The organism is Propionispora vibrioides (genome assembly GCF_900110485.1).
GTDB lineage: Bacteria > Bacillota > Negativicutes > Propionisporales > Propionisporaceae > Propionispora > Propionispora vibrioides.
Genome location: NZ_FODY01000029.1, coordinates 26,337 through 43,173, shown reverse-complemented (window position 1 = coordinate 43,173; position 16,837 = coordinate 26,337). Strand labels below are relative to the sequence as shown.

Genomic DNA, 16,837 nt, shown 5'->3' with positions numbered 1-16,837 from the left:
AATCCCTTCACTTTCCGCTGTAAGTAACTGTTTCCGGCAAAGCTTTGCGCAGGGGGTCCAGCGCCAGGTAATCCCGGACAGCGTATGAATTTTTTATCAAACCGTTTTGATAGGACCAGGCGGCGATGTCCTGAATATGGTCATAATCGTCCTGGGAAAAACGGATATGATAGGTATAGGTTTCCAGCGTCTTCAGCACATCCTCTTTGGGCAGCTTCAAATCCTGATAAGCAATGTCCGCCGTTTCTTTAGGATGCTGGGCAATGTATTCGGAAGCCTCGTTTAAGGCTTTCAGGAAATTCTCCACTTCCTGCGGGTGCGCTTTGACAAACTGGTCTTTAAAGGCCAGATAGCCCTTCATTTCAAAATCAATGAGATGATAATCACCAAGCTCTCTGATGCCTGCGATCTCCAGTATTTTGCTTTTGTTTGACTTATCACCCCAGACCGCATCGGCCTTGCCGGTCTGAACGGCGGCAAGCATCTCGGCATTGGAACCAAAATACTGCATGTGCACCGATTGGGGATCTACGCCGAACTTTTTGAAGGTTTGCGCCCAAACGTATTCATTGACCGTCCCTTTTTGGGCGGCGATGCGCTTGCCGGTCAAATCGGCCGGGCTTTTAATGTCCGGACCTACCACATATAGCGAGGACCCATCCAGTGACGGTGTGGCAATGTAGGAGACAATCCGCAGATCACTCTCTTTGCCCAGCCGGCTGGCCAGGGCATAGTCCATCGCCTGGCCGCTGTCCACCTGATCAAGAATTAAGGCGTTGATGGTATCAATGCCAAAGGAAAAGGTTTGTACATCGGCGTCAATATTGTATTTTTCAAAAAATCCTTTGGCCTTTGCCACGCGAAACTGAAAGGAAAAAGGCGATGAATCGGCGCCGATCCGGATGGCAAACCGGCTATTGCCCGCTTGTTTATCCAAGGCACCGCCTGTGCCGCCACAACCGGCCAGACCAATCACGCTCAGTATGGTTAACAATACCGCCACCAATATTCGTCCGCTCGTCTCTTTCACTCTCTTTGCCACTTCCTTCACTCTCCATTTATCATCTAAGTTGCTTTGGTTTCTCTGCCCGCTACTAGGTAAGCACTGATTAATTCACGGACAGGTTCATTGAATCAGTGCTTACCTAACTAACCAATTGCCGCAGCCGGTCGGCATCGACAATTTCCAAAGCGTGTTTTTTGATACGAATCAATCCGGCCCGTTTAAAATTCCCCAGCACCGTCGTTACCGTTTGCCGGCAGGAACCAATCATATCGGCCATCTCCTGATGGGTCAGATAAAAACCGACCCGCTGTCCGCCGTCCCGCTCCGGCCTGCGGCCCTCGGCCAGCCGCAGCAGCAGCCAGGCCAGACGGCTGTCGGCACTGGCAACAACCAAGGTCTGCAGCCCGTATTCATAGTTTCGCACCAGTTGACAGTGAATCGCCGCCAGCTTGACGGCTAACTGCGGATACTGATGCAAGAGGCGCAGAAAAACTTCCTGCTCAATCCGCCACAAGGTGCCCGGTTCCAAAGCTTCGGCAAAGACGCCCCGTCTTTGGCCCAGCAAAACCGCCGGTACGCCGATCATCTCGCTCGGCCCGCAAATAGAAACAATGACGACCTTGCCCAGCGAGGTGGTATGATAATGCTTCACATGGCCGCTTTCAATCAGATAGACATGGTCTGTCTCATCATTTTCTCTGAACAGAATATGACCGGCTTTCACTGTCAGTACCCGGCCGGATTGTTTGAGAAGATTGATTTCCTCTTCGGTAAAATGGGGCACAACACAATTCATTCTCCACCCTCCCGACAATCTTTTTGTCATATGTACTAGGGAACCACTGATTTATTCACACCGCACATCCTGGCGGATCTTTTTCCGTCTGGCTGCGTCAGCAAAACCTTGAAATAGGGGCCGCTATTCCTGCGGTTTTACTTCCTTGCCAGCCGAAAAAATCTCTCGCCAGGCCGGCAAGCTCATTAAATCAGCGGTTCCCTAAAAAAACTGCAGACTGAATCGCAAAAAATTCAGCCTGCAGTTTTTTCTGCTCAGCAACGACAGTTTTTTTGTTTTTTCCCGCCGTTAGATGGCGATCCGGTAATCGGCGATCCGGTTAAGATAGTCGCCGTCGGCGTCATAGAGATAATCAAAAAACCGTCCTTCATCATTGGTTGTATGATAAAATTGCTCGTGGGTAATGCCATAGCGCACTAAAATTTTATAGGCTTTTAGGAATAGATCAATAAACCACTCGGTCGTTGGCGCCCGGTGTCCCTCCAGCGCCGCCCCCGGCTTAGGCATCCAGATCTGGGGCACCGCCACCACGCCCAGCGAAGCCAGGTATTCGATACCCTCCAGCAGTGTTTCCTTGGTTTCGATGCCAGCGACAAAATAAGAACGCACATTGCCTTTGCCGAATACCTCTACTTCGTACTTTAACGTGTCCACCCAGTTTTGGTAGCCGCCGCATATTTTATGCTTGCCCGGACAGATTGCCTTAAAGATGTTTTCATCCCAGATCTCCATGTTGGTGGCAATCCGGCTGTAGCCGGCTTCCTTGTATTTATCAATGACCTCCAGATCCAACGGCGCTCCGATGCAGGCCGTGCCGCCGAAATCGTCCAAACCGGTGGTCTCCCGGATGGCTTCGGCCACATCAATATAATATTCCACCTCGCGCCGTTCCGGAATAAAACCGCCGGTAATCGTCAGATGATTACAGCCTTCGGCATAGGCCGCCTTGGTCACTTCGGCAATTTCGGCCGGCGTTTTCCAGGAAATCCCCTGCCGGTCGGCATAATTGGCCTTGGTGGCGTTAATATTGCAAAACCGGCAGTCCAGATTCTTTTCCTGCAGCGAGCATTCGTTGCTATAGGCCACCGTGATTTTGGATGACCCCACATACTGGGCGATGGTCGACATTTTCTTGCCGTTGCTGGTGTGTTGGTTGTAGTATTTCGGCCGTTTTTCAAACTTCACCTCGAACAGTCTTGTCTGGCGGTCATGCAGGTAAAACCGTCCGTTTTCCCCGGTAATCGAATAGCGCGACTGGGGATCATAGGAAAAGGCGTACCGGTAGCCGCTGGGCGAGCGGAAAGCCTGAGGCAGATTGGTGTCCTTATAGGCCTGATGATTATTGTAAAAGCACGCCTGCACCTGTTCCAAATATTCGTTTTCAAAATCCAGTTGCTGAAACAGGCTCACATCGGCATGAATGCCTTCGTTAAAAACGCCTACCCGGATTTCCATTTCTTTTAATAATTTTTCGCGATCCGTTTTGCTTACATGGTTGGCTTGGGCCGTCACCGTCATCACTCCCGTCTTTATTACCCCTGCTCGCTGTTGCCGACGGACAAGCCGGCCGCTGCAATAAAAAAGCCGGATGATTCCTCCTTAGCTTTACGGAGAAATATCCGGCCTGCAGTCGTCTGCTCAACCTTGTCTGGGCACCAGCGATGGTATTATTTGTAATGATAAACGAACACCTGCCAACAGTAAGTCGTCTGCACGACATGTTGTAAAATATTTTAGTATTGTTGTAGCTATATACTATACCAGATTAGCTCTGTAAGTAAATAGTATTTGGAAAACTTTCCACGCCCATCCTTTATGAGCTACCGGTCAGCCCCGTTTTTGCACCGCCTCGATGGCCACTTTTACGGCCGACGTACTGCCGAAAACGGCGATCATGGTAATATGCTGCGGACAGGAGCCGGCGATTTCGGTAACCATCACGTTGGCCACTTTTTCAGCGATGTCGGCGGCAACCAGAATTTTGGCCAATTGTCCCTGAATTAAGCCTACCGCTTCCACCCGGTGTGTCTCCAGATAGGCGGCAAGTTCCCGGTCATGGATTTTCCGTTTTAAAATTTGAAGGCTGCCCGGCGAAGGATTATGAATCAGTTCACAGTTCAGCACCTGCTGTCTCCCCTCTCTGCCCGAGTGATGGACCGCCCGTCAACCGCCAACCTGACAGGACAGCCCCGAAAGCCTGGCCACGTCCAGCAGCTTGAGCATAGCCTGGCTGGTCAGCGGTTCGATGCCGCTGAACTCATAGTCTTGCTCCAATTCCTTATATTTGCTTTCGCCCAGCCGGTGATAGGGCAACAGGTGCAACTCCCTGACACCGGGCAGTGACGCCGCATAGGCGGCAATGCTGGCGATCTCGCCGGGAGCATCATTAAAGGTGGGTACGACCGGCACCCGGATAATCAGCGGTGTACCGGCAAGCGCAATTTTTCGCAAATTATCCAGGATCATGTCGTTGGGCCGTCCGGTATAGCGCTGGTGCTTGGCCGGATCAACGTGCTTAAGATCGCACATGGCCAAATCCAGCCAGGGCAGCAGTTCCTGAATGGTAGGATAGCCGGCAAAGGCGCTCGTCTCAATCGCCGTGTGAATATTCTCTGCCTTGCAAGCCTGGAGAATGGCCAGAGCAAATTCGGGCTGAAATAAAACCTCGCCACCGGACAGTGTCACCCCGCCGCCCGATCGCCGGTAGTAAATGACGTCTTTGCGTATTTCAGCCATCAATTCCCCCACCGACATGCGCCGGCCAATGGTCACTTGCACGCCGCGCCGGGTAACAACCTGCGGCTCGGGCCGGATATTTTCCGGATTGCAGCACCACTTGCAGCGCAAGGGACAGCCTTTTAAAAAGACCAGCGTCCGGATGCCCGGTCCGTCATGCACGGAAAAGCGCTGAATTTCCGCTACAGTTCCCGTTATATTGTATAATTCCTGCATAATAGCCTCCATCCATGTATTGCTGATACAAGCGATGCTCAAGTATACAGCGGAAACCGTACTTGAGCATCGACTTGTTTACAGGATTAGTTAAACATTTGTTCCGTGCGGTTGATGATGTCGTCTTGCAGGCTCTTGTCCAGGGAAATGAAGTGGGCGCTGTAGCCGGCTACCCGGACTACCAGATTGCGGTATTGGTCGGGATTCTTTTGCGCGTCCAGCAAGGTTTCCCGGCTGACTACATTGTACTGTACATGCATGCCCTTCTGATCAAAATAGCCCCGTACGAGAGCAGCCAGTTTTTCCAGACCGGCCCGGCCGCTTAAAGCGGAAGGATGGAATTTCTGATTAAACAGCGTACCGTTGGAAGCAATGGCATGATCCAGAGCGGCAACCGAATTGGCAGCAGCCGTCGGTCCGTTCACATCGCGGCCGGAAACAGGCGACACGCCGTCGGCCAAAGGCTCGCCGTTCTTGCGGCCGTCAGGCGTTGCCCCGGTTTGGCCGCCCATCGGCACATTGGCGGATACGGGATACAAGCCGGGTTGGAATCTACCGCCGCGGGTATTTTTGTATTTTTCAACGGCTCGGCAATAGGTCAGGGCGGCATAACGGGCCAGTTCATCGGCTTCGGCCACATCATTGCCAAACTTAGGTACCGTATCAATATCCTGCAACAGCTTGTCGTACTTACCGCCTGTCGTCGCCGGAGCGGCTGCCGGCAGACCATTCTTCGCGATTTGCTGCAGTTTGTCGAGTTGTTCCGGCGTAATCTTTTTGCCGTCAGCCAGCATCCGGCGAATGACTTCCTCGATGATATCGGGGCTAACCTGGGCATGGCCGCTGCCGTTATGGGCACCGCCAAAGTTTTGCTCCACCGCTTCCTTGATCTGAGCCAGGGTATAAAGCTTACGGTTGAAGACCAGTTCTTTGATGCTCAGCAGCGAATCGCCCACATTGGCTACGCCAACGCCCTGCGGACCGGTAAAGTTGTACCAGGCGCCGCCTTCCTGAATGGACTGGCCCCGGCCGATACAATCATCGACCATGGAGGAAACAAACGGCAGCGGGCAGCGGGCGCCATGGGCTAAATCAACGGCATTATCCGCATTGGCCAGCAGGCCGACACAATATTCCATTTGCTCGTGATAGGCCTTTTCAATTTGTTCAAAAGACGTGAAAGAGGTGAATTCACCCGTTTGCGGTCCGACCTGAACACCGTCCAGCCTGCCGTTATACATAACCAGTTCCAGGACTTTTGCCATATTGAAGAATGCGGCGTCATGCCAGCCTTCGGTTTTGCCGCCCTTTTGCGGTTCTACGCAGCCGATAATGCCGTAATCCCGGGCATCCTCCAGGGTAAGTCCCCGGTTGACCAGGGCGGGGATGATGATTTCGTCATTGTAATAGGCCGGCATGCCTAAGCCAAGGCGGGAAACTTCCGCCGCTTTGATGAGGAATTCATTGGGCGATTTATTCCAGACCCGGATGGAAATGGATGGCTGCGGCAGTTTGGTGTGAGCGCTGGCTTCCAGGCAGGCAATGCTCAGTTCGTTGGTCGCATCAATCCCTTCCTGGTCCTGGCCGCCAACAATGAGATTCTGAAACATCGGATAGCCGCCGAAGCCTTTGGTGGAACCGGAATCGCGCACTTTATTGATATCGTTGAATTTGACCCACAGGCAGTCTAAAAGTTCCTGGGCGCTGTCTTTCGTCAGGCGGCCCACAGCCATGTCCATTTGGTAATAGGGATACATGTATTGATCAAATCGCATGGGGGAAATGGAATGTCCGTTGGATTCAATCTGAATGATGGCCTGCACAAACCAGAAGGACTGAAGCGCTTCATAAAAGCTGCCGGCAGGATTGGCCGGAACAGTGCGGCAGTTGCGGGCTATCGTCTGCAGTTCCTGGCTCCGTTTACCGCCGGCTTGGTAAGCCATCGACTCGGCCAGATCGGCAAAGCGGTTGGCAAACCGGATAGCCGCTTGCGAGGTAATAATCACGGCATCGAGGAAGTTGCGTTTTTTGATAAAGTCCGGGCAGGCGCGGTCAGCCTCAGCCAACGCCTGTTCCGCTTCGCGAATGATTCCGTTAAAGCCGACTTTCAGCACTTTTTCATAATCGACGCTGATATGGCCCACACCGTTAAAATAATAGTTGCCAACGGTGAATACGTTATGGCTCATCGCCAGTTTGGTTTCCGGATACATATATTCGGTAGCCAGTTCGTTAACCGTTTTGCCGCCCCAGTAAGCAAAGACCTGCGTCAGCTTTCGTTTGGTTTCTTCACTGATATTGAACACGTCGCCAGTCCGTTTGGCCAGCGTATCAAATTCTTCGGTAAGCCACTGGAAGGAGAATTCCGGGAAGATTTGCGTCGACCGGGGCGCTGCCGTGAGATTGCCCACAATCAATTCATCCTCGCGGATGACAAGAGTCATATGATCCAGGATGTGCTCCAGGGCTTTGGCCCGGCGTAAAGTGATCGGCAGCGCTTCCGTCTGCTGGTACGACTCGGTAATCAGGCAGGCGCGTTCCGCCTCTACTTCGGGATTTCTCGCATATAAGGCGTCGATCAGCTTCTGAATTCTCGGACTTTGATTCACGGGAGAAATATCAAGTACCTGTTTCACCTTTAGAACCTCCTAAATATAGTAAAATATGGTCATTGTTTACCTGTTAATCATTAAGACCGTAAAACTTTCCTCAGGCAACCTCGTCCGGCGCCAGGCCGGTATAAACTTGTGTTAGAAGAATCGCCAGTTCCTGCGAAGAAGGTACTACAGGATTGGTGGCCGTACATTTATCATCAAGCGCTGCCTGGCACATGGCCGGCAGTTCCCGGAAGAAAGCCTCCCGTTCAATATTCATTTGCGCCAGACTGCCGGGTATACCAATACTGCCGATCAGAATGCGCACAGCCGCCAGCAGGCGCCGCACCCCGTCCGCCTGGTCGGCGGGTGAAAGTCCCAGCAAGCCGGCCAACCGGAAGCATCGCCGGGCAACCACGGGGCTGGCGGCATTGTAGCCGATCACTCCCGGCAGCAGCAGGGCATTGGCCCGGCCGTGGGGAATATGGAAGCTGCCGCCCAAAGCATGGGCCAGAGAATGGTTAATGCCCAAGGAGGCGTTGGTAAAGGCCATCCCCGCCAGGCAGGAGGCATCGTGCATCTGCTCCCTGGCCTCTTTGTCCTTGCCGTTTTTTACCGTCCGCGGCAAATAAGTGAACACCAATTCAATGGCTTTTTCCGCCAGCGCATCGGTATAGTTGGATGCCTGGGTCGAAAAGTACGCTTCCAGCGCATGGGTTAAAACGTCAATTCCCGTATCGGCCGTCACGACCGGCGGTACCGATTCGGTAAAGGCGGCATCCAGAATGGCAATATCCGGCACCAATTGATCATCAACAATCGCCAGCTTTTTTCCGTCCACCGTTACGATGGAAAAATTGGTAACCTCCGAGCCGGTGCCGCTGGTAGTAGGAATAGCAATAAACTTAATAGCTTCCCGATCCGGCAGCGCCTGTTTCACGCAATACAGGATGCTTTTCGCCGTGTCAATGGTCGATCCGCCACCGACGGCAATCACCAGATCGGGCGAGTAGGCCAGCAGGGCCTCTGTCCCCCGGGCCACCAGCGACACGTCCGGGTCGGGACGTATATCGGCGAACAAGCGGTAATCCATTTTTGCCGATAGTCGCTGGAGAATGGACGTCAGCAAATCGCTGTCTTTCATAAACGGATCGGTAATAACCAGCGCTTTTTTCGCCCCGCACTGTTCGATCACTTCGGCGGTCGCAACGCCATAATACAGCACCGGCCGGACCTGAAACACATTGGCAGCCACTCACAGCCCCTCCTTTCTTTATTCAAATTCAATGGTGTCAATAATACCGACAATGGACATATCGCTGACCATACGGGGATCATTATCCACGCTGCCGCCCCAGTCCACCAGCACGCAGTCTCCTACGCCGGCTCCCACGCAGTCCAGCGCCACATACGGCGGCTCATGGTCCATCAAATTTCGGTATTCATCCACCGATTTAATCACGAGCAGTTTGCCGCCTACCAGTTTTTCCGCTTTTTGCGTGGCGACTACTTTAGCGATCACTTTGGCCAAGTGCATACTGACACATCCTTTATTTGGTCTGACTGATAATGCTGCGCACCAGCGCTTCGATATCCAGTACGTCCGCCTTGGGGCTCACGGCCGGGGCCGGCGACGCCGGAGTTGGGCGGACACCATAAGCGACACGCCTTATATTGATCAAGTTTAGCGGGCCCACATTATCGGAAGTGGAGCTTCGGCCTGCCGCCCCGCAGCCCAGAGTCAAAGCCGGCACCAGATTCGTGGTGGCTCCGATACCGCCCAGCGCCGCCGGGGTGTTAACCAGCAGCCGGGATACGTTTTTCTTGAGCGCGAATTCGCGAATCACCGCTTCATTTTTCGAGTGAATGGTCATGGTATGACCCTTGCCCTCATTGTGCAACAGCTCCAGGCAGCGGAGGCAAGCCCGTTCCCAGGTAGGCTCGGTATAAAAAGCCAGTACGGTGGTCAGCTTTTCCCGGCTGTACGGATTATCGTAGGAAACGGTGTCCTGGAACGAAACCAGCACCTTGGCATCGGCCGGTACCGACAAGCCGGCCAGCACAGCCACTTCCTGGGCATTGCGTCCGACGATGGCCGGATTCATCGTCTTATTGGGCCGTAACAGGAGACGGCCTAACGTCTCCGATTCAGCCTGGCTAAGGAAATAAAAGCCCCGTTGTTTCATTTCGGCAATGACTGCGTCCCGGATGATTTCCTCGACCACAATGGACTGCTCCGACGCACAAATTACACCATTATCAAAGGTTTTACTCTCCAGAATCTGCTGCACTGCCTGCGGAATATCGGCTGACCGCTCGATAAAGGCCGGGCCGTTGCCCGGACCTACCCCAATGGCCGGGGTGCCGGAACTGTAAGCCGCCCGGACCATCGCCTCGCCGCCTGTGGCGAGAATCAGGCTGACGTCTTTATGTTTCATTAACGCATTAGTACCCTCAAGCGTCGGAAGGGTCAGGCAGTTAAGGATGCCTTCCGGCGCTCCGCTGCGCGTCGCCGCTTCCTGCAAAATCCGCACCGTTTCCCGGATGCACCGTACCGCTGTCGGATGAGGTGAAAAAATAATAGCATTACCCGCTTTCAGGGCGATCAGTGCTTTAAAGATAACGGTCGAGGTGGGATTGGTCGACGGGATCAGCGCGGCAATGACTCCTACCGGCACACCGACTTCCACGATTTTTTTCTCCCGGTCGTCGTGGAGAATGCCTACCGTTTTCAAGCCTTGCATGGATTCATACACCGTCCGGGCAGCAAAGGTGTTTTTAACCACCTTGTCTTCCCACTTCCCGTAACCGGTTTCCTCCTTGGCCAGCTTAGCCAGTTGCTCGGCATTGTCTAAGGCGGCGGCACACAGGGCGGCGACAATTTGGTCGATTGTCTCCTGCGCATATTCGCTAAACCGGGCCGCGGCCTGTTTGGCCTGCTTTACTTTATCTCTGACTTCCTGGATGCTTTGTAAATCTTTATCGAAATCCATCGCTCATAACCTCTTTAGTTTGATTTTGGCTGCTGTCCGGCAGGCTGCAGCACAATGCCCTGCTTCTTGATGTATTCCTGGGCTAACGGCGTCACAATGGCGTTTTCCTTGATTACCACCGTTGCTCCCGGTGCCACACCGTTAAGCTCCTGCCAGGTAATGACCGGTTGATTGGCCAGATTTTTTACCGTCGGACTGCCTTGTGGTTTGGCTTCCCGGCTTTGCGCCGTTTTGCCGAACACACCGGGATACAGTGTCCGTTCCATAGCCGGGGTGAATTCGCCGGAATCAACCAGCGTCGCACCCAGCCGGCTAAGCTGTTGCTCATAACCCAGCAGTAAGGCATTATAGGCCGGATTGGCCTGATAGCCCATCGCACGGGTATGGTCATTGTCAGGATGGTAATTATCCTTGACGCCAATCAGCGGCAACCCCCTCATCAATACGGCGGCAATGCCGTTGGTGATCAGATTGTCCTGAATACCCAGCGACGCTTTGGCCAGCGTGTTTCGGGTAAACACCGGTACAACTCCTAGATGAGCTGTCTGGATAAATCGCCGCATGGCGGCTTCTTCAGTCAGGAGCCTTGACCCCAGCCGCTGAACAAACAGTTCGGGCGCCAGTTGGCAAAAGGCCGGAGACACTACGATTTTCGCTTCGGTAATCAGCAAACGGTCAACCAGTTTCAGCCACTCGTCAGCTCTAGCTGCCGCGGCGCCACCGGTAAAAAAGACAAGGGTGTTTTTGTTGAGTACCGGCAGTAAAGCCTGGACGATCCGCTGCAACAGGTCGGATTCAAGCGGTATGTTTGCCATACCTCACACCTCCACCGAGGGAATGGACAGCGCAATTCCAATGGGAGTCACCAGCAGGGGATTCTCCGGCTTATAGGTTTTGATGCCCGTATACGCCTCGAATACGTCCTGAATTCCCTTGAAACAACTGGCACCACCGGCCAAATAGAGCGCCCCGACCTTTTCCCGTAAATTGGATTTGGTAATCTGGGCCATCTTCTCAATAACCGGATGAACCATGGTAAACACCCGGGCATAGTTCTCCGGCAGCACCTTGTAGTCTTCCGCCCGGTCAAATTCCAGCCCGGTATTCCCGGCAACTACCAGCGTCATATGGGTGCCGCCGGTGGGCTCATCCACCGAGTAGACTACCTTACCGTCCCGGAGCAGTGAAATGCCTGTTGTACCGCCGCCAATATCGACCACGGCGCCATCGGCTACCCGCATCATCAGGGCTGCCGCTTCCGGCTCGTCAATCACCTTGACGACACGAAACCCGACGGCTGCCACCACATTGGCAATAACCTTCACATTACCGGGCAGAATGTTCGGCGGAATAGCGGTGGCCGCCTCTGTCAGGGTCAGCCCCAATCGCTTTTCCAGAGCTTCCTTCAGCTCGGCCAGAATGTTCACGGCTTCCATAAAGCCGACGACGATGCCGTCCCGGACCACATGGGCCGGCCGCGAGGCGAACGCCACGGGTTGATTCCGGTTATCCAGCACGGTAATCACGATATTAGAGGTGCCCAGATCGACACCTACCTTTAACGGTAATGCCAGGTCAATCGGTGAAAAGCTCGCGATTTGCTGCGTCGCTTCCATACGGGTCAGATATTCATCGACAGCCTCCATCGAGGCGGGCGGATAAGTTTTTTTTGCGACACGTTTCATAGCAGCCTTGCCGTCATGCCGTTTTTCAAGTCAGCCGCATTGGCCTCATCCACGTCCAGATGAAGTTCCAACGCAGCCTGATCGCTGACCCGGACGACCACCTGCCGGAACACGCACTGCTTTTCCCCGCCTGCTTCCAATGCAACCAGTTGTCCGTCGGACACCTGAAAACGCTTGGCATCAACCGGCGTCATATGCAGGTGGCGCTTGGCCACAATGACCTTGCCAGGCATGACCAGCATGCCCTTGGGGCCGCTGACACAAAGACTGGCGCCGCCTGTTAAGTCCCCCGATACCCGGACCGGCGGCTGAATACCGAGCGCCATGGCGTCATGGCGGCTGATTTCAATCTGGCTCTCTTGCCGGACCGGCCCCAATACCCGCACATTGCTAAAGCAGCCTTTCGGACCGGCAATGCAGACAGTCTCCCGTGCGGCGAACTGTCCTGGCTGGCTAAGCTCTTTAAGCACCGTCAACGGATGCTCCTTGCCGAATAACAGTTCCAGGTCGGCCTGATTCAAATGGATATGCCGGTTGGAAATCCCGATAGGTATGGTTCCGTTGGCTTCCGTTTCTTCCAACCGGGACAAAATCTCTACAACAGCTTCCTCCCGGGTCCATTCCACGTAAAATTCCTCACTTTCCTCGCCCATGTATGCAAAGCTTTACGGACTGCCCCTTTTCCCGCGGGCAAACCGGATCATGACAAATATTGCAGGTAGCCCTGCTGTCAGCCTCCGCTTCCGTCTCAGCCGACAGATAAGCCGCTTCCTGTTCTTCTTCCGCTACTTCCTCCGGCTGCCCGTCAGCTTCCGGTACCGGTACGACAGCCGGTTCCGTCACCTCTACCGGTGACAGTGCCTCCCCGGCGCACTCCTGGCTCACAGGCTCTTCTGCTGCCATGACCGGCGGTTGGTCATCGCCTGCCGGCGCTTCCGCCGTCAGCAGGGGATAGATTCCGTGGGCCGGCCGCGGCAGGACTTGCGTGGCAATCACCGTTCCCACCCGGCTGGCAGCCATCCCGGCAGCGTCTACGGCCGCCTTGACCGCACCGACGTCGCCGGTTAGCTTGACAGTGATCAGTGCGCCTGTGGCATTTTCCACTCCCAGCAGCGTTACATTGGCAGCTTTTAACGCCACATCCGCCGCCTCAAGGGCTGCCAGTTTTCCCACCACCTCGATCAGGCCCAGCGCGTTGTTAATCATAGCCATCTACCTTTCGCAGTGCGTCCGCATTATAAATTAGGCTTGGTCAGAGACTGGGGGTCCTGCCCCATGCCGCGCAATACGCCAAGACCTACATCACGGGCGGCCAGCACCGATTGCCGTACCGCGCCGGAATCACCGCTGAAGGTAATGATGATTTCATTGGAAAAACAGGTGCCGACGGCCGGGCTGGCATAAGTGACGATATCTACATTGGCTGTTTTCATCGCTACATCGGCCATCAACAGTCCCACTGCCGCCGGAGCGCCAACCGTAATGCCGAATGCTTTGCCGATGGGTGCGGAAAATGCCTTGTTTAAAGCGTAGCTGGCGCGAGCGGTATAATGAAGCTCGATATGACCGGCATCGCAGCCATACACATCGCCAAAATTTCTTTCCAGATTGGTCAGCAGAATTTCTACGGCACGCCGTGAGTCCGACACGTCTTCCGAAGCAAAGATAATCGTACTGCCATGACCGGCGCCACCTTTGGTGTCACGGCAAAATTCCACCGACACGATTTCGGTATTGGTTGCCTTGACCGCTTCGTCGGCCGACATGACATGCGGTGCGCCGCCAGTCCGGGAACTGACAATACCGATGGAACGGAACTTGGGGTCCAGTTTCATTTTTTCGTGCAGGTGATAATCCAGATTGGCAATAACCAGGCCAACCGTATCGCCCATGCCTGAACCGACAAATTCGGTAATATTGCAGCCTTGCTGCTTGATCTGGCCAGCCGGGGCCGCCTTGGTATCCTCAACGGAGTCGATAATTTTTTTCAAAAGTTCAGAATCCATCTTTCTCTATACCTCCGATTACTCTTTAGTAAATTTGGGGAGCATTTTTTCCACATCGGTATGAGGCCTTGGAATGACATGAACAGAAACGACTTCACCAACCCGCTTGGCAGCGGCGGCACCTGCGTCGGTAGCTGCCTTCACAGCACCTACATCGCCGCGGACCATAACCGTAACGAGGCCGGAGCCAATCTTTTCATACCCAATCAGCGATACATTGGCTGCCTTTACCATGGCATCTGCCGCTTCAATGGAGCCGACTAACCCTTTTGTCTCAACTAAACCTAATGCTTCCTGTCCCATTTCGTTACCTCCAAAATTTTTTATTATGCCATTATGCAGCTTGAAACGCTTGCATAAAAAACATCAGCGTTCTGCCTGGCGTGCCTGTTGTCAGACGGGCCGGAATTATGGCAAATTTGCTTTTCCTGCCCGCATTACATAAGGTGTTTAAATTTTCTTACTTTTCTGATTGTATTTTAATTATAAGAAAAACGCCGGACATCGCTTGTGACTTTTGCAACAAGAAGCGGTAAATTTTCTACTTTTTCTATGGTAAATTGGTACGTTTATTGCACATTTTAAAAGTAGACAGCCGTTAATAGTCTGAAATTTCCTACCATTAATCAAAAATCCGGGGTGGAAATTTTACTATTTCTTAATTTGTCAGGAAATTCACACAGCTTTAGTACCATCCCGAATATGTGGTATAATAAGCTTGAAATTTTACCGGAAATCCACAGGCTGATTTTTTAAAAGAAAGGCTGTTTAAACCATGGAAAATGCACTTCACGTGTCTATTGAAACCGTCATCAACGTGAAAGAATTTAATGCTCTGCAAAATGAGCTATCCAAAATGGTCGACTTTTCCGTAGTCACGGTGGACGCCAACGGTGTACCCATCGGCAGTCTTAGTAACTTTACAACCTTTTGCCAGTTAATCCGCTCCTCACCGCTGGGCCGCCAGGGCTGCATCGACTGCGACCGGATCGCCAGCCTGAAAGCGCTGCGCGTCGGCAAGCCGCTGCTCTACGAATGCCATTGCGGACTGAAAGACTGCACGGCACCGATTGTGGTGGACGACGTATACATTGGCAGCGTGCTGGGCGGTCAGGTCTTCGTCCGCGAAGAGGACCGTTCCAAGGTAAAGCTGGCCCAATTAGCCCAAAAATTCAACCTGCCCCTGGCAGACCTGAAACGGACAGTACAGGAAATCAAACTGGTGTCGGAAGACTATCTGCATCGCTGTCTGCGCTTTTACGCCTTTTTGTCCAATTATCTGGCCGAATCGGGAGTCAAAAAGCTGATTCAGGAAAAACTGACCCGCGAGACCCGGGAGCGGCTGCAGCTCCAGAAAATTGCCAAGGAACAGGAACTGCGCCGTATCCAGGCGCAGATGAATCCTCACTTTCTGTTTAACGCGCTAAACTCGATTGCCCGCCTGGCCATTCTGGAAACCGCCCCCCAGACCGAGGCGCTCATCTATGATTTGTCCAATTATCTCCGCTACAGCATAAAAAATAATGAAACGACACCGAAGCTGTCGGTCGAACTGGACAGCCTCCAACACTATTTATCCATTCAGCAAACCCGGTTCGGTGACCGGATGAGCTTTGTCGTCGACATCGACCCGGAACTGTTGGACTGGCGCATCCCCTCCATGACGCTGCAGCCAATTGTCGAAAACGCTATCATCCACGGCTTAGAGGACCTCAAGGACGGCGGCACCGTGAAAATTTACGGGACTAAAATAGCCGGCGGCAATGAAATGCTGCTCAGCGTCTATGACAACGGCGTCGGCTTCCCCCCCGACCTGATCGACCTGTTCAATCGCAAAAAAGAAATGATGCCGTCCCGGCTGGGTTTGGGCCTGCGGAATACGGATGATCGCATTCGCCGGCTTTACGGAGAGAACTATGGCCTGACCATCGAAAGCCAGCCGATGGGATTCACCTGCGTCAGCATCAGACTGCCGAAACAGTAAGGGAGGCCACCATGATGTACAGCCTGCTGATTTGTGAAGATGAAACGCTGGAGCGGGTTACGCTCCGCAAGATGATTGAGCAGCGGTATCCCCATATCATGCTGCTGGAAGATGCCCGGACCGGCAAGGAGGCTGTGCAAAAAGCCCAGCAATTTAAGCCGGATATCCTGCTCATGGACATCAAAATGCCGGAAATGAACGGTCTGGACGCGCAAAAGCAGATTATTGCCTTTCACCCTCAGATCAAAACGATTATTATCACCGCTCATGATGATTTTTCCTATGCTCATGAAGCCATCAAATACCGTATCTTCGACTTTCTCTTGAAGCCGTTTTCCTCCGCCATTTTATACGACTGCATTGACAAGATTCTCAGCACCCCCACCAGCCGGCCACCGGTTCAGCCGGCCGTCACCGAGGAAAAAACCACCATTCAGGAAGCGCTGGATTATATAAACTCCCATTACCTGGATAACCTCCAACTCACCGATGTGGCCAGCCGCGTCCACCTTAGCGAAAAATATTTCAGTCGCTATTTCAAAGAACAAATCGGCCAGTCCTTTACCGAATACGTCAATCAGCAGAAGGTCTACCGGGCCAAAAGCCTGCTGCTTCATACCTCGGTACCGATTTATAAAATAGCCATGGACCTCAACTTTTCCGATTCCGCCTATTTTACCAAGGTTTTTCGCAAATACGAACAGTTGTCACCGCTTCAATTCCGGCAAAAGCACCGGTTTTAACTTAAGACAAAAAGGACGGCTTCCGCCTGCTACGGAAGCCGTCCTTTTTGTCTTAGGTTTGATGCTCCATTTCACTTT

The 16,837-nt window shown here is 53.2% G+C and carries 17 protein-coding genes; 2 read left to right on the top strand and 15 right to left on the bottom strand.

Annotation, left to right across the window (positions count from 1 at the left end; genetic code table 11):
- Positions 1-7: 7 nt before the first annotated feature.
- The 15 genes from BMW43_RS18000 to eutM form a co-directional block, all read right to left on the bottom strand.
- Positions 8-1,042: an ABC transporter substrate-binding protein gene (locus BMW43_RS18000; protein WP_177173666.1), complete on the bottom strand. Its 1,035-nt coding sequence runs from the start codon at positions 1,040-1,042 to the stop codon at positions 8-10.
- Positions 1,043-1,145: 103 nt separating this feature from the next.
- Entirely contained in the window at positions 1,146-1,802 is a 657-nt protein-coding gene (locus tag BMW43_RS17995) for a Crp/Fnr family transcriptional regulator (protein ID WP_177173665.1), read from the bottom strand.
- Between the two features lie 288 nt (positions 1,803-2,090).
- A complete protein-coding gene (locus BMW43_RS17990) occupies positions 2,091-3,314 on the bottom strand; it encodes a radical SAM protein (protein WP_218140726.1) in 1,224 nt (407 codons plus the stop codon).
- A gap of 315 nt (positions 3,315-3,629) precedes the next feature.
- Entirely contained in the window at positions 3,630-3,926 is a 297-nt protein-coding gene (locus BMW43_RS17985; RefSeq protein WP_091750999.1) for a BMC domain-containing protein, read from the bottom strand.
- A 39-nt stretch (positions 3,927-3,965) separates the two neighbouring features.
- Positions 3,966-4,754, bottom strand: a complete 789-nt coding sequence (locus BMW43_RS17980; RefSeq protein ID WP_091750996.1) for a glycyl-radical enzyme activating protein — start codon at positions 4,752-4,754, stop codon at positions 3,966-3,968.
- Between the two features lie 86 nt (positions 4,755-4,840).
- Positions 4,841-7,390 carry a glycyl radical protein gene (locus BMW43_RS17975; protein WP_091750993.1) on the bottom strand — a complete coding sequence of 850 codons (2,550 nt, stop codon included), beginning with the start codon at positions 7,388-7,390 and terminating at the stop codon, positions 4,841-4,843.
- A 73-nt stretch (positions 7,391-7,463) separates the two neighbouring features.
- Complete coding sequence (locus BMW43_RS17970; RefSeq protein WP_091750991.1) at positions 7,464-8,603, bottom strand: 1-propanol dehydrogenase PduQ; 1,140 nt, start codon at positions 8,601-8,603, stop codon at positions 7,464-7,466.
- Between the two features lie 18 nt (positions 8,604-8,621).
- A complete protein-coding gene (locus BMW43_RS17965; protein ID WP_091750988.1) occupies positions 8,622-8,885 on the bottom strand; it encodes a EutN/CcmL family microcompartment protein in 264 nt (87 codons plus the stop codon).
- Positions 8,886-8,898: 13 nt separating this feature from the next.
- On the bottom strand, positions 8,899-10,341 hold the full coding sequence (locus tag BMW43_RS17960; RefSeq protein WP_091750987.1) for an acetaldehyde dehydrogenase (acetylating): 1,443 nt from the start codon (positions 10,339-10,341) through the stop codon (positions 8,899-8,901).
- 14 nt (positions 10,342-10,355) lie between these two features.
- The gene (locus BMW43_RS17955; protein ID WP_091750984.1) at positions 10,356-11,156 is read right to left on the bottom strand and encodes a flavoprotein; all 801 of its coding nucleotides are present in this window, start codon (positions 11,154-11,156) and stop codon (positions 10,356-10,358) included.
- A 3-nt stretch (positions 11,157-11,159) separates the two neighbouring features.
- Positions 11,160-12,026 (bottom strand): ethanolamine utilization protein EutJ, encoded by an 867-nt coding sequence (gene eutJ / locus BMW43_RS17950; RefSeq protein WP_245732593.1) that lies wholly within the window; start codon positions 12,024-12,026, stop codon positions 11,160-11,162.
- Positions 12,023-12,652, bottom strand: a complete 630-nt coding sequence (locus BMW43_RS17945; protein WP_245732587.1) for a phosphate propanoyltransferase — start codon at positions 12,650-12,652, stop codon at positions 12,023-12,025. The genes eutJ and BMW43_RS17945 overlap by 4 nt, the downstream gene beginning before the upstream one ends.
- Before the next feature lie 10 nt (positions 12,653-12,662).
- Positions 12,663-13,232 carry a BMC domain-containing protein gene (locus BMW43_RS21840; RefSeq protein WP_177173664.1) on the bottom strand — a complete coding sequence of 190 codons (570 nt, stop codon included), beginning with the start codon at positions 13,230-13,232 and terminating at the stop codon, positions 12,663-12,665.
- Between the two features lie 29 nt (positions 13,233-13,261).
- Positions 13,262-14,032: a propanediol utilization microcompartment protein PduB gene (pduB, locus tag BMW43_RS17935; protein ID WP_091750978.1), complete on the bottom strand. Its 771-nt coding sequence runs from the start codon at positions 14,030-14,032 to the stop codon at positions 13,262-13,264.
- An 18-nt stretch (positions 14,033-14,050) separates the two neighbouring features.
- Entirely contained in the window at positions 14,051-14,335 is a 285-nt protein-coding gene (gene eutM / locus BMW43_RS17930) for an ethanolamine utilization microcompartment protein EutM (protein ID WP_091750975.1), read from the bottom strand.
- 472 nt (positions 14,336-14,807) lie between these two features.
- Between eutM and BMW43_RS17925 the strand changes: the two genes are divergently transcribed.
- Entirely contained in the window at positions 14,808-16,016 is a 1,209-nt protein-coding gene (locus BMW43_RS17925; RefSeq protein ID WP_091750972.1) for a sensor histidine kinase, read from the top strand.
- Positions 16,017-16,027: 11 nt separating this feature from the next.
- Positions 16,028-16,759, top strand: coding sequence for a response regulator transcription factor (locus BMW43_RS17920; RefSeq protein ID WP_091750969.1), 732 nt, complete (start codon positions 16,028-16,030; stop codon positions 16,757-16,759).
- The last annotated feature ends 78 nt before the right edge of the window (positions 16,760-16,837 follow it).